Here is a 14899-nt window from a genome sequence, read left to right as displayed (position 1 = left end):
AAAGCTATCAGACGAGGTTTTAAATCACTCCGGCACCCTCACTTTTCAATGCACGGAGTCATCAACATGACCACTAAACCACCAAACACCTCAGCACTCACGCCAGACACACAGAGTGAAGTAATCGCTAGAGTAACCCTCGATGAAATCCTAGACAGCAGCGGTGCTCTCGTTGACAAAAACAGCGTTACTTTTGACCCAATCCTGGAATTAAGGGGTACCGCCGCCCCTGATAGGGAGCTCAATATTCGCGATCGCTCATCCTCTATCAGTAATGTGACCAGCGGTAGTACAGGAAACTGGAACAAAGAACTCGACTTTCAACAGGGATTCAAGCGTTACAGCCTTAGTGCTATTGAAACAAAGAGACCTTACGACTTCTCCACATCGTATACGTTCGTTCTGGCGACAGAGACACCGATCATCGACAAAGTCACTGGCAAGGATGGTCCGATTGAAAGTGGCGCGATCTACGACGGCGACTGGTTGGTGATCTCCGGCTACGCACCTCCCGATATGGAAGTTGTAGCTTTCAACAGCGACACATCCACGGGCAAGAAAGCCACTGTTGATCGTGACGGCCTGTTCAATCTCACCTTTGATGGGATTACCGCTGGCACCTACAGCATCAAGATCAAGGCAACCAATGGCAAAGCGTCCAGCGTGTTCGAATTCCGCGTCGTATCGGATGTAAAACTGATCCTTTGTCAGGTCTCCGATTCCCAGGGGGTGATCCCTGAAGGCGACACCACCTACGACGACAGGGTTATAGTCCGCGGTTATGGCCAGCCCGGCGAAGATGTGCAACTGCGCAATAACGGCAGCCTTATCGACGGAGCAACGGCGACCGCCCGGGATGACGACGGACTCTGGGAAATCGAGATTGATGTGACACCCGGCGCCTACAGCCTGACCGCCCAGGCGCTATATGGTGATGGCGAGATTTCCGAGCCGCCCCGCAACTTTACCGTGGAATCCATCCTCAAGCCGCACAATACCCGCGTGTACGATTCGGACGGCCTGATCGAGGACAACGGTAGTACGCCATACAACCATGTAATTGCCAGGGGTAATGCGGCCCCATTAGCGCAGATCTGGCTGAAGATAAACGGAGTCATCGACCCAAGGCCGGAACAAACCGACGATACGGGTAAATGGGCCAGGTTGGTCAATAACCTGAATGCCAAAACCACTTATACATTCTTCGCGGTGGCAAACTACGGTGACAATGCCGAGTCTGACTCATGGACGATTACTACCGGGTAACTTTGATCTGTAAATTGGTGTCTTGCGGTTAGTCGAAGTTGTTTACCTGATTGCTCCGCAGGCTTTTCATCAGCAATTCCTGGCAATTATAAAAGGTTCTTCACGCATTCCCGGGAAACTGTAGGAGCCGGCTTGCCGGCGATGGACTCAAGTGCGCCGCGTTTATCCAGTTCACGCGCGTAATCGTTAACGACCATCGCTGGCAAGCCAGCTCCTACAGGGACCGTGTCCGAGTCGACAATGAGGGGGCCTCCAAACCAGTGAAAGTCCCAAAAAAGCCCTGCAAGCGTAAACCTGCAGGGCTTCTCGGTCAGGCTGACCATCCCACTAAACCCGCCATCCCTTACACAGGGATGACGGGTTTTTTCATTCAGGCTTTCAGATCACACGGTATCCACCTTCAACGAATGATCGTTAAGCATGCCGTTGATGATGGTCGCCGTATCATGCCCGCCAGCGATCACCCCACCCGCCCCTGGCGTTACACCGTAGTGGCTGGCGAGATCCACGCCGGCCAGGTCGATGGTCTGGTTCGGCGCAGCGCCGGCCATGGCGCTAACGTCGATGCTGGTCACCGTCGCTGGGCCGCTGCCGGTAACGGTGAAGTGCAGGTAGTCATCCAGCGAAGCCGTGGTGCCGCTCTCCCCTTGCAGCAGTTGCGACAGATCGAGCTTGTCGGTGCCGGGCGTGAAGTCGGTGATCACGTCGTGGCCACTGTTGCCCTTGAGCCACTGGAAGGTGTCGGCCCCTGCCCCGCCGCTGAGGGTGTTGTTGCCCAGGCCACCGATCAGCAAGTCATCGCCGCCTCCACCGTTGAGGATGTCGTTGCCCAAGCCGCCGTTGATCACGTTGTTATTGTTGTCACCGGTCAGGGTGTCGTTGAAGTTCGACCCGGTGAGGTTTTCGATGCCGGTCAGGGTGTCCGTGCCCGCGCCGAGAGTGTTTTGCCCACCGAGCAGGCTGAGGTTGACCGTCACCCCGGCGGTGGCGTGGGCGTAGCTGGCCGTGTCGATGCCCGTGCCGCCGTCGAGGAGGTCATTGCCCGGGCCGCTGTAGAGCAAATCATTGCCGGCGTCGCCGTGCAGCTCGTTGTTGCCCGAGCCTGCAGTGAGCACATCGTTGCCGCCGCCGGCATTGATGATGTTATTGCCCGTGCCCGCCACCAGGACATCATCCCCGCTGGTGCCGGTGAGGGTGTGGCCGTCCTGATAGCTGATGGTCAGGTTGGCCGAGTCGCTACCGCCGTGGTTGTCGTTGGCGGTGTAGGTGTCGTGGTAGTCCGGGGCAATGTCATGGGCCCCGGCGTAGTTGACGAGCATGGTCAGTTTGTAGGTTTCAGAACCGTTGCCGCCCCCGCCCGAGCCGTTGGGGATGTTGCTGATGTGAATCTGGTAGGTCCCACCTCCTGTCGCGGGGATGGTCCCGCCGTCCGGGATGGTCGTGTACACGCCGCCGTTGATCGAGTACTCCATGGCGATGCGCCCGCCCGCCAGGTCGTGGTTCAGGTTGAGGGTTTCGCCATCCTTGAGGTTGACGGTAATGAAGTCGTCAGCGGTACTGCCGCCGACCGAACCCAGCGCGCCGCTGACAATCAGCATGGCGGTCATGGCTACTGTGTCGGCGACGAAAGCACTGCGGGCAATATTCACGGCCGTCGCGTTGCCGGTGAAGTTGTAGTTCTGGGTGACCCCGACAAAGTCCGCGCCCCTCGCCACCCAGCCAGTATTGAAGGAAGTCGGTGTTGCCGAGAGTTGATCGCCATTGGGATCAGTGTCGTTGGCCAGCAACAGCTCGCCTGGCACCACGACGGTGCCCGAGAGCACGTTGGTGATGACGTTGTCATCGGCGGCCACGGGTGGCGCGTTCGGTATGACTTTGACCGTCAGGGTCGAACTGGACAGGTCGCCGTCGTTGTCGCTGACAGTGAAACCGATGTTTTCGGTGATCACCACCGAAGTGGATTTCTGCGAAATGTAGGTGTATTCGCCGCTATCCAGATTGACCAGCAAGGTACCGCTGTTGTTGGTAGCAATGCTCAACGTGTTGTTCACGGTGTTGAAGGTGCCGTGGTTGAGCCCGCCGCTGAAGTTCAGCGAGCCCTGATTGGTATTGCCGCTCGGATCGTAGGTGTACGTGGTGCCGTCCACCGTGATGGTCTTGATGAAGCCGCCGTCGGCACCGAAGGTTCCGCCCTCGCCCAGTAGCGAACCGGTCACCGGTGCGCCGATCACAGTGCCGGACAGCACCGAGTTGAGCTGGTTGAGGTCGGTCACCACCACCGCATTGGTGTCGGTGTGGCTACTGCCGTCATAGGCCAGCGGATTGAGGTTGGCGTTGCTCACGCCACTGCCCAGGCCGATCGCGTAGTTCTTGATGTTGTTGGCATCGAGGAAGGCTTTCAGCGTGGTTTCGTCGGTGGTACCGATTTCCTGTCCGGAGGTGGGTTTGCCGTCGGAGAAGAAGTAGCCGACGTTTTGTGCACCAGTGAGCTTGCCCGAGGTGTTGAACGCCGTTTGCATGGTCGCCACGGCCGCGTCGTAGTTGGTGCCGCCGTTCGCGGTGAGGCCGGCCAGCAGTGTCTTGGCGGTCGCGACATCGACCCACACCGAGGTCCTGTCGGTGGCGCTGCTGCTGAAGGTGACAAGCTGCACTTTCACGTCGCCGAGGTCGTCGTATTTGTCCAGCAAGGCACTGATGGCCTGCTTGGCCAGGGCCAGCCGCGACAGGCTCGCGCCCGACGCGTCGTACACGCCGGAAGGATCGACCATACTGCCAGAGACGTCGAGCACGATCAGCAGGTTGGAATCGACCTCCACCGCCGCCACCGAGCGATCGGCGGCCACCGCCTTGGGCACGTCATCGACAATGTTGACCACGATGGTGCTGGTGCTGCTGTTGCCCGACGCATCGGTGGCCTTGTAGGTGAAGCTTTCACTCAGGCTGTTTGGCCCGTCGTTGGCATTCGGCGAAGTTTTCGGTGCCGAGGTCAGGGTGTAGGTGTAGCTGCCGTCGGCGTTGAGCAGCATCTGCCCGTAGGTGCCGGTGGCACTGCCGACCAGGGTGTACGTGAGCGCGCCGCTGGCCCCCGAGACAGATCCGACCAGGGTCCCGGAGGCGGTTTCGCCGGTATTGCCCGGGTCGCTGCCGGTGACCGTACCGGCGGCCAGGTCCTGGCCGTCCTTGCTCAGGTCGAGGGCTTTTTCGTAGACCGTCACGTCGCTATCGGGGTTGGCCTTGATGTTGCTGTTGGCCACGTTGATGGTGACGGTGGTGGTGCTTTCATCACCATCGGAGTCGCGCACGGTGTAGGTGAATGTATCAGTGGCCCCGGCGGCGCCAACCGAATTCGGGTTGCTGTGATACACCGCGTTGCCGTTGGCATCGAGGGTCAGGTAGCCGTAGGCCCCAGTGATCTGGTTGCCCAGCCCGCCGACGGCCGACGTCGCGGTATTGCTGCCGGCGCGCACACCGACCACCGTCGCCGGACCATCGGCGCCGCTGATGTCATTGCCCAGCACACTGATATTGACCGTACCGCCCTCCGTCACCGACGACGAATCAGGTTTGGCGCTCGGCAGGTCATCGACGATGTTGACGTTGATCTGCCCGTTCGCGGTGTCGCCATCGGTGTCGGTAGCGACGACGTTGAAGTTCTCGGTGAGGCTGTTGGCGCCGTTGGCCGTTGCATGGGTTTCGTTATCGTTCAAGGTGTAGCTGTAGCTGATCACCCCGGTGGCGGCGTTGAATCCGGTGATGGTCAGGGTGCTGCCCAATGGCGTGACGGCGGTTTGCGGGAAGCCGGCGACCACACCACCCGTGACCACGGCAATGCCACCGACAGTCAGGGTCTGCAGGCCATCGAGGGCGGTCACCGTGAAGGTCCCGCTCTGGGTCAGGGCCGGTATGTTGGGGGTGGTGCCGTCGCCGAGATTTTTTTCGTAGACCGTCAGCTCGCCGCCATACACGTCGAGCCCGTTGAGGGTGACCAGGTCATCGTTGTTGTGGACGTTGAGCACCAGGTTGGCGGTGCTGATGTCGCCGTCCGCATCGGTGATGGTGTAGGTGAAGGTTTCGGTGCCGTTCCCGCCGCCGTGCAACGCCTTGAAGTCGGCATCGCTGGTGCTCAGCGTGTAGGTGTAGGTGCCGTTGGCATTGAGCACCAGGGTGCCATAGGTTCCAGTGAAAGTGCCGGGGGTCACCGGGCCGGCATTCAGGCCGATGGCAACTTTATCGGCGCCGATCACGTCGTTGTTGAACACATTGCCGCTGAGGCTCGTCACGGTCTCCGAGGCGGTGCTGAGATTGCTGTCGTTCATCGCCTTCGGCACGTCATCGACAATGTTCACCACGATGGTGCTGGTGACGATGTTGCCCAGCGAGTCGGTAGCCTGATAGGTGAAGGTCTCGTGCATCACGTTCGGGCCGTCGTTGGCGTGCGGCATGGTGCTCGGCGGGGTCGTCAGGGTGTAGGTATAGGTGCCGTTGGCGTTGAGCTGAATCTGCCCGAACTCCCCGACATTGGTGCCGACCAGGGCGTAGGTGATCGCACCGACGGCGTGGGTGACCGAGCCCACCAGCGTGCCGGACGCGGTTTCGCCGGTGTTGGTCGGATCGCTGCCGATGACCGTACCGGCGACCAGGTCCTGGCCGTCCTTACCCAGGTCGAGGGCTTTTTCGTAGACCGTTACATCGTTGTCGCTGACGGCTTTCAGGCAGCTGTTGTAGACGTCGATGGTGATGGTGGTGGTGCTTTCGTCACCATCGGAATCGCGCACGGTGTAGGTGAATACGTCCACAGCGCCAGGACCGCTCACCGCGTTAGGTGTGCTGTGATACACGGCGTTGCCGCTGGCATCGAGGGTCAGGTAACCGTAGGTGCCGTTGATGTGGGTGTTCAGCCCATCGAGGGCCGGGGTTGACGTGTCGCTACCCGCGCGCACGCCGACCACGGCGCCAGTGGCCGCCGGGCCATCGGCTCCAGCGATGTCGTTGTCCAGCACATTGCCGCTGACCGTGCCGCCCTCCTGCACCGAATCGGTATCGGGTTTGGCGGTTGGCAGATCGTCGATGATGTTGACGTCCAGTGAACCGGTCGCGGTGGTGCCGTTGTCGTCGACCGCGGTCACGGTGAACTGCTCAGGCAGGGTGTTGGCACCGTTGGCGGTTGGGTGGCTTTCGTTGTCGTTCAGCGTGTAGCTGTAGCTGACCACGCCAGTCGCGGCGTTGAAGCCGGTGATGGTCAGGGTGCTGCCCAGCGGGGTGGTGATCGATTGTGGGAACCCCGCCGCCACGCCTCCGGTGACCACGGCGATGCCGCCGACGGTCAGGCTCGTTACACCGTCCAGCGCAGTGACGGTGAAGGTGCCACTCTGGGTCAGCGCGCTGGTACTCGGTGCGCTGCCGTCGCTGAGGTTTTTTTCGTAGACCGTCAGCTCGCCGCCATACACGTTGAGGCCTTGGAGGGTCACTGGGTCATCGTTGTTGTGGATCTGCAGGACCAGGTTCGCGGTGCTGCTGTCACCGTCCGAATCGGTGATGGTGTAGGTGAAGGTTTCGGTGCCGTTGCCGCCGCCGTGCAGGGCTTTGAAATCCACATCGCTGGTGCTCAGCGTGTAGGTGTAGGTGCCGTTGGCGTTGAGTACCAAGGTGCCGTAGGTACCGGTGAAGGTGCCGGGGGTGATCGGGCCGGCGCTTTCACCGATGGTTACCCGATCGGCGCCTTGCACGTCGTTGGTCAGTACGTTGCCGTTGAGGGTCAGTTGGGTTTCCGAGGCAGTGCCATTGCTGTCGTTTACGCCTTTTGGCAGGTCGTCGACGATGTTCACGTCCAGTGAACCGGTCGCGGTGGTGCCGTTGTCGTCGACCGCGGTCACGGTGAACTGCTCAGGCAGGGTGTTGGCACCGTTGGCGGTTGGGTGGCTTTCGTTATCGTTGAGGGTGTAGCTGTAGCTGACCACGCCAGTGGCGGCGTTGAAGCCGGTGATGGTCAGGGTGCTGCCCAGCGGGGTGGTGATCGATTGCGGGAAGCCCGCCGCCACGCCTGCGGTGACCACGGCGATGCCGCCCACGGTCAGGGTGGTTACACCGTCCAGCGCAGTGACGGTGAAGGTGCCGCTCTGGGTCAGGGCCGGTGTGTCGGGGTGGGTGCCGTCGCTGAGGTTTTTCTCGTAGACCGTCAGCTCGCCGCCATACACGTTGAGGCCTTGGAGGGTCACGGGGTCATCGTTGTTGTGGATCTGCAAGACCAGGTTCGCGGTGCTGCTGTCACCGTCCGAATCGGTGATGGTGTAGGTGAAGGTTTCGGTGCCGTTGCCGCCGCCGTGCAACGCCTTGAAGTCGGCATCGCTGGTGCTCAGCGTGTAGGTGTACGTGCCGTTGGCGTTGAGCACCAGAGTGCCGTAGGTACCGGTGAAGGTGCCGGGGGTGATCGGGCCGGCGCTTTCACCGATGGTTACCCGGTCGGCGCCTTGCACGTCGTTGGTCAGTACGTTGCCGTTGAGGGTCAGTTGGGTTTCCGAGGCAGTGCCATTGCTGTCGTTCACGCCTTTTGGCAGGTCGTCGACGATGTTGACGTCGAGGCTGCCCGTGGCAGTGGTGCCGTTGTCGTCGACCGCGGTCACGGTGAACTGCTCAGGCAGGGTGTTGGCACCGTTGGCGGTTGGGTGCGCTTCGTTGTCGTTGAGGGTGTAGCTGTAGCTGACCACGCCAGTGGCGGCGTTGAAGCCGGTGATGGTCAGGGTGCTGCCCAGCGGGGTGGTGATCGATTGTGGGAACCCCGCCGCCACGCCTGCGGTGACCACGGCGATGCCGCCGACGGTCAGGGTGGTTACACCGTCCAGCGCAGTGACGGTGAAGGTGCCGCTCTGGGTCAGGGCCGGTGTGTCGGGGTGGGTGCCGTCGCTGAGGTTTTTCTCGTAGACCGTCAGCTCGCCGCCATACACGTTGAGGCCTTGGAGGGTCACTGGGTCATCGTTGTTGTGGATCTGCAGGACCAGGTTCGCGGTGCTGCTGTCACCGTCCGAATCGGTGATGGTGTAGGTGAAGGTTTCGGTGCCGTTGCCGCCGCCGTGCAGGGCTTTGAAATCCACATCGCTGGTGCTCAGCGTGTAGGTGTAGGTGCCGTTGGCGTTGAGTACCAAGGTGCCGTAGGTACCGGTGAAGGTGCCGGGGGTGATCGGGCCGGCGCTTTCACCGATGGTTACCCGATCGGCGCCTTGCACGTCGTTGGTCAGTACGTTGCCGTTGAGGGTCAGTTGGGTTTCCGAGGCAGTGCCATTGCTGTCGTTTACGCCTTTTGGCAGGTCGTCGACGATGTTGACGTCCAGTGAACCGGTCGCGGTGGTGCCGTTGTCGTCGACCGCGGTCACGGTGAACTGCTCAGGCAGGGTGTTGGCACCGTTGGCGGTTGGGTGGCTTTCGTTATCGTTGAGGGTGTAGCTGTAGCTGACCACGCCAGTGGCGGCGTTGAAGCCGGTGATGGTCAGGGTGCTGCCCAGCGGTGTGGTGATCGATTGTGGGAAGCCCGCCGCCACACCTGCGGTGACCACGGCGATGCCGCCGACGGTCAGGGTGGTTACACCGTCCAGCGCAGTGACGGTGAAGGTGCCACTCTGGGTCAGCGCGCTGGTACTCGGTGCGCTGCCGTCGCTGAGGTTTTTCTCGTAGACCGTCAGCTCGCCGCCATACACGTTGAGGCCTTGGAGGGTCACTGGGTCATCGTTGTTGTGGATCTGCAGGACCAGGTTCGCGGTGCTGCTGTCACCGTCCGAATCGGTGATGGTGTAGGTGAAGGTTTCGGTGCCGTTGCCGCCGCCGTGCAGGGCTTTGAAATCCACATCGCTGGTGCTCAGCGTGTAGGTGTAGGTGCCGTTGGCGTTGAGCACCAGAGTGCCGTAGGTACCGGTGAAGGTGCCGGGGGTGATAGGTCCAGTACTTTCACCGATGGTTACCCGGTCGGCGCCTTGCACGTCGTTGGTCAGTACGTTGCCGTTGAGGGTTAGTTGGGTTTCCGAGGCAGTGCCATTGCTGTCGTTCACGCCTTTTGGCAGGTCGTCGACGATGTTGACGTCCAGTGAACCGGTGGCAGTGGTGCCGTTGTCGTCGACCGCGGTCACGGTGAACTGCTCAGGCAGGGTATTGGCACCGTTGGCGGTTGGGTGGCTTTCGTTGTCGTTGAGGGTGTAGCTGTAGCTGACCACGCCAGTGGCGGCGTTGAAGCCGGTGATGGTCAGGGTGCTGCCCAGCGGTGTGGTGATCGATTGTGGGAACCCCGCCGCCACGCCTGCGGTGACCACGGCGATGCCGCCGACGGTCAGGGTGGTTACACCGTCCAGCGCAGTGACGGTGAAGGTGCCGCTCTGGGTCAGGGCCGGTGTGTCGGGGTGGGTGCCGTCGCTGAGGTTTTTCTCGTAGACCGTCAGCTCGCCGCCATACACGTTGAGGCCTTGGAGGGTCACTGGGTCATCGTTGTTGTGGATCTGCAGGACCAGGTTCGCGGTGCTGCTGTCACCGTCCGAATCGGTGATGGTGTAGGTGAAGGTTTCGGTGCCGTTGCCGCCGCCGTGCAGGGCTTTGAAATCCACATCGCTGGTGCTCAGCGTGTAGGTGTAGGTGCCGTTGGCGTTGAGTACCAAGGTGCCGTAGGTACCGGTGAAGGTGCCGGGGGTGATCGGGCCGGCGCTTTCACCGATGGTTACCCGATCGGCGCCTTGCACGTCGTTGGTCAGTACGTTGCCGTTGAGGGTCAGTTGGGTTTCCGAGGCAGTGCCATTGCTGTCGTTTACGCCTTTTGGCAGGTCGTCGACGATGTTCACGTCCAATGAACCGGTGGCAGTGGTGCCGTTGTCATCGACCACGGTCACGGCGAACTGCTCAGGCAGGGTGTTCGCACCATTGGCAGCCGGATGCGCTTCGTTGTCGTTGAGGGTGTAGCTGTAGCTGACGACACCAGTGGCGGCGTTGAAGCCGGTGATGGTCAGGGTGCTGCCCAGCGGGGTGGTGATCGATTGCGGGAAGCCCGCCGCCACGCCCGCAGTTACCACGGCAATGCCGCCCACAGTCAGGGTCGTTACGCCATCCAGTGCGGTGACGGTAAACGTGCCGTTTTGCGTGAGCACCGTGGTATCCGGTGCGCTGCCGTCGCTGAGGTTTTTCTCGAAGACGGTGAGCTCGCCGCCCTCAACATTCAATCCGCCAATCGTCACCGGGTCATCGTTGTTATGGATTTGCAGCACCAGGTTGGCGGTGCTGCTGTCGCCGTCCGAATCGGTGATGGTATAGGCAAAGGTTTCGGTGCCGTTGCCACCGCCGTGCAAGGCTTTGAAATCGGCATCACTGGTGTTCAGGGTGTAGGTGTACGTGCCGTTGGCGTTCAGCACCAGGGTGCCGTAAGTGCCGGTGAAGGTGCCGGGGGTGATAGGTCCCGTGCCTTCACCAATCGTTACCCGATCGGCACCTTGCACGTCGTTGGTCAACACATTGCCGTTGAGCGTCAACAGGGTTTCCGAAGCCGTCGAAGCGTTGCTGTCGTTCACGCCTTGCGGCAGGTCGTCGACGATGTTCACGTCCAATGAACCGGTGGCAGTGGTGCCGTTGTCATCGACCACGGTCACGGCGAACTGCTCAGGCAGGGTGTTGGCGCCGTTAGCAGTCGGATGCGCTTCGTTGTCGTTCAGCGTGTAGCTGTAGCTGACCACACCAGTCGCGGCATTGAAGCCGGTGATGGTCAGGGTGCTGCCCAATGGCGTGGTGATCGATTGCGGGAAGCCGGCGGCTACGCCTGCGGTGACCACGGCGATGCCGCCCACAGTCAGGCTCGTTACGCCATCCAGTGCGGTGACGGTAAACGTGCCGTTTTGCGTGAGCACCGTGGTATCCGGTGCGCTGCCGTCGCTGAGGTTTTTCTCGAAGACGGTGAGCTCGCCGCCCTCAACATTCAATCCGCCAATCGTCACCGGGTCATCGTTGTTATGGATTTGCAGCACCAGGTTGGCGGTGCTGCTGTCGCCGTCCGAATCGGTGATGGTGTAGGCAAAGGTTTCGGTGCCATTGCCGCCGCCGTGCAAGGCTTTGAAATCGGCATCACTGGTGTTCAGGGTGTAGGTGTACGTGCCGTTGGCGTTCAGCACCAGGGTGCCGTAAGTGCCGGTGAAGGTGGCGGGGGTGATAGGTCCCGTGCCTTCACCAATCGTTACCCGATCGGCACCTTGCACGTCGTTGGTCAACACATTGCCGTTGAGCGTCAACAGGGTTTCCGAAGCCGTCGAAGCATTGCTGTCGTTCACGCCTTGCGGCAGGTCGTCGACGATGTTCACGTCCAATGAACCGGTGGCAATGGTGCCGTTGTCGTCGACCACAGTGACGGCGAACTGCTCAGGCAAGGTGTTGGCGCCGTTAGCAGTCGGATGCGCTTCGTTGTCGTTCAGCGTGTAGCTGTAGCTGACCACACCAGTCGCGGCATTGAAGCCGGTGATGGTCAGGGTGCTGCCCAATGGCGTGGTGATCGATTGCGGGAAGCCGGCGGCCACGCCGGCAGTGACCACGGCAATTCCGCCCACAGTCAGTGTTGTGACGCCGTCCAGTGCAGTGACGGTGAACGTGCCGTTCTGGGTCAGCGTGGTGGCATCCGGGGCACTGCCGTCGCTGAGGTTTTTCTCGAAGACGGTGAGTTCGCCACCGTTGACGTTCAAACCGCCAACCGTGATCGGGTCATCGTTGTTGTGAATCTGCAGGACCAGGTTGGCGGTGCTGGTGTCGCCGTCCGAATCGGTGATGGTGTAGGCAAAGGTTTCGGTGCCATTGCCGCCGCCGTGCAGGGCTTTGAAATCGGCATCGCTGGTGCTCAGCGTGTAGGTGTACGTGCCGTTGGCATTGAGCACCAGGGTGCCGTAGGTGCCGGTGAAGGTACCGGGGGTGATAGGTCCAGTACCTTCACCAATCGTAATCCGGTCGGCGCCTTGCACGTCGTTGGTCAGTACATTGCCGTTGAGGGTCAGTAGGCTTTCCGAAGCCGTCGAAGCATTGCTGTCGTTCACGCCTTGCGGCAGGTCGTCGACGATGTTCACGTCCAATGAACCGGTGGCAATGGTGCCGTTGTCGTCGACCACAGTGACGGCGAACTGCTCAGGCAAGGTGTTGGCGCCGTTAGCAGTCGGATGCGCTTCGTTGTCGTTCAGCGTGTAGCTGTAGCTGACCACACCAGTCGCGGCATTGAAGCCGGTGATGGTCAGGGTGCTGCCCAATGGCGTGGTGATCGATTGCGGGAAGCCGGCGGCCACGCCGGCAGTGACCACGGCAATTCCGCCCACAGTCAGTGTTGTGACGCCGTCCAGTGCAGTGACGGTGAACGTGCCGTTCTGGGTCAGCGTGGTGGCATCCGGGGCACTGCCGTCGCTGAGGTTTTTCTCGAAGACGGTGAGTTCGCCACCGTTGACGTTCAAACCGCCAACCGTGATCGGGTCATCGTTGTTGTGAATCTGCAGGACCAGGTTGGCGGTGCTGGTGTCGCCGTCCGAATCGGTGATGGTATAGGTAAAGGTTTCGGTACCGTTGCCACCGCCGTGCAGGGCTTTGAAATCAGCATCACTGGTGTTCAGGGTGTAGGTGTACGTGCCGTTGGCATTGAGCACCAGGGTGCCGTAGGTGCCGGTGAAGGTGCCGGGGGTGATAGGTCCCGTGCCTTCACCAATCGTCACCCGGTCGGCGCCTTGCACGTCGTTGGTCAGTACATTGCCGTTCAGCGTCAACAGGGTTTCCGAAGCCGTCGAAGCATTGCTGTCGTTCACGCCTTGCGGCAGGTCGTCGACGATATTCACGTCCAGTGAACCAGTCGCGGTGGTGCCGTTGTCGTCGACCAAGGTGACAGCAAACTGCTCAGGCAAGGCGTTCGCGCCGTTGGCCGTCGCGTGCGCTTCGTTGTCGTTCAGCGTGTAGCTGTAGTTCACCACGCCGGTGGCAAGATTGAAGCTGGTAATGGTCAGGGTGTTGCCCAGTGGCGTGGTAATCGATTGCGGGAAACCCGCCGCCACGCCCCCAGTGACCACGGCAATGCCGCCCACAGTCAGGGTCGTTATGCCGTCCAGTGCAGTGAAGGTGAACGTGCCGTTCTGGGTCAGCGCAGTGGCATCCGGGGCGCTGCCGTCGCCGAGGTTTTTCTCGAAGACGGTCAACTCGGGTCCCCCAAGATTCAAACCGCCAATCGTGTCCGGGTCATCGTTGTTGTGGATCTGCAGCACCAGGTTCGCCGTGCTGCTGTCGCCATCGGCGTCCGTCAGCGTATAGGTGAAGGTTTCGGTGCCGTTGCCACCACCGTGCAACGCCTTGAAATCGGCATCGCTGGTGTTCAGGGTGTAGGTGTAAGTGCCGTTGGCATTGAGCACCAGGGTGCCGTAGGTGCCGATGAAGGTACCTGGAGTGATCGGCCCGCTGTTTTCACCGACCGGCACCCGATCGGCGCCTTGTACGTCGTTGGTCAGCACGTTGCCGTTGAGCGTCAGCAGAGTCTCCGAAGCAACACCATTGCTGTCGTCGACCGCTTGGGGCACGTCGTCGGTAATGTTGATATCCAGCGAACCGCTGGCGCTGTCGCCATTGCTGTCGCTGGCCACCACGGTGAAGTGTTCGCCGACAGAGTTGGCACCCTCACCGCTCGCATGGGTTTCGGCACCGTTGAGGGTGTAGCTGTAACTGACCACACCCGTGGCCGGGTTATAACCGGTGACGGTCAAGGTGCTACCCAGCGGGGTGGTGATCGACTGCGGAAAACCTGCGGCCACGCCGCCGCTGATCACGTTGATCCCGCCGATGCTGAGGCTGGTCAGCCCGTCGGGGGCATTGACCGTGAAGGTGCCGCTTTGGGTCAGCGCGCCCGGGTTCCTCGCCGAGCCGTCGGCCAGGTTGGCCTCATTGACGGTCAGCTCGCCACTGGCCACCGACAGGCCGTCGAGGCTGACCGGATTGTTCGGCACCTCCGGCGTCACTGGCGGCACCAAGGGGGTATCGGCCGCTACGGCGTTGTTGTCCGGAACAGCGTTCAGGCGTTCTTCGGGAAGTTCGGGAATGCCGTTGAAACCGGCTGTGGGGAAGCCAATGGTGGGGTCGACTCGCCCACCCACTTCTTCAAGCAGGACGAAACTATGACCACTGCCCTGGACGCCACCCGGTGCACCGGTCGTCGTGGCAGGCCCGGCCGCGGTGGCTTCAGCGGTCTGGGTCGGGTCGTCGCCCGCCGCAATGGCTTTTTGCAGCTTTTCGACATCCGTCAGTTGGGCCTCACTGGGAGTCACCGCCTCCGACGAGTCCACATGGGGAATGTGATTGGCCAGCAACTGCGGGGTCATCTGCATGCTGCTGCCGCGCCCGAGGGTCAGCTCCTGGCCATTTTGCAGATGCACCGCTACTGCGCCTTCGGCGCCGGTGCTCAGTTGGTCGCCGGCGAACAGCTTGTCCCCCTCGACCAAAGCACGCCGGGTGCCGTCGCTCGCAACCGCGAACACCTGACCAATGACCTTACTGACGATTCCGATGAGCGTAGCCATGTGCACTTCCTCCGCTGCCAACCGCTGTCGGCACCTTGTTTGTGCGAAGAACTGCTCATGGCTCAAGCGGGTTGTCTGGCGGATCGTGTTCCGGGTAC

Annotated in this window: 2 protein-coding genes; one reads left to right on the top strand and one right to left on the bottom strand. The window is 61.2% G+C overall.

The window, feature by feature from the left end; genetic code table 11:
- The first annotated feature begins 66 nt into the window (after nt 1-66).
- On the top strand, nt 67-1266 hold the full coding sequence (locus QMK54_RS07500) for a carboxypeptidase-like regulatory domain-containing protein (RefSeq protein WP_223591309.1): 1200 nt from the start codon (nt 67-69) through the stop codon (nt 1264-1266).
- 383 nt (nt 1267-1649) lie between these two features.
- On the opposite strand, the gene QMK54_RS07495 is transcribed toward QMK54_RS07500, so the two are convergent.
- Nucleotides 1650-14801 (bottom strand): retention module-containing protein, encoded by a 13152-nt coding sequence (locus QMK54_RS07495; RefSeq protein ID WP_320402282.1) that lies wholly within the window; start codon nt 14799-14801, stop codon nt 1650-1652.
- Between the last annotated feature and the right edge of the window lie 98 nt (nt 14802-14899).

The sequence above is a fragment of the Pseudomonas sp. P5_109 genome (assembly GCF_034009455.1).
Taxonomy (GTDB): domain Bacteria; phylum Pseudomonadota; class Gammaproteobacteria; order Pseudomonadales; family Pseudomonadaceae; genus Aquipseudomonas.
The sequence above is the reverse complement of the archived record's forward strand: the minus strand, read 5'-3'. Positions and strand labels throughout refer to the sequence as shown.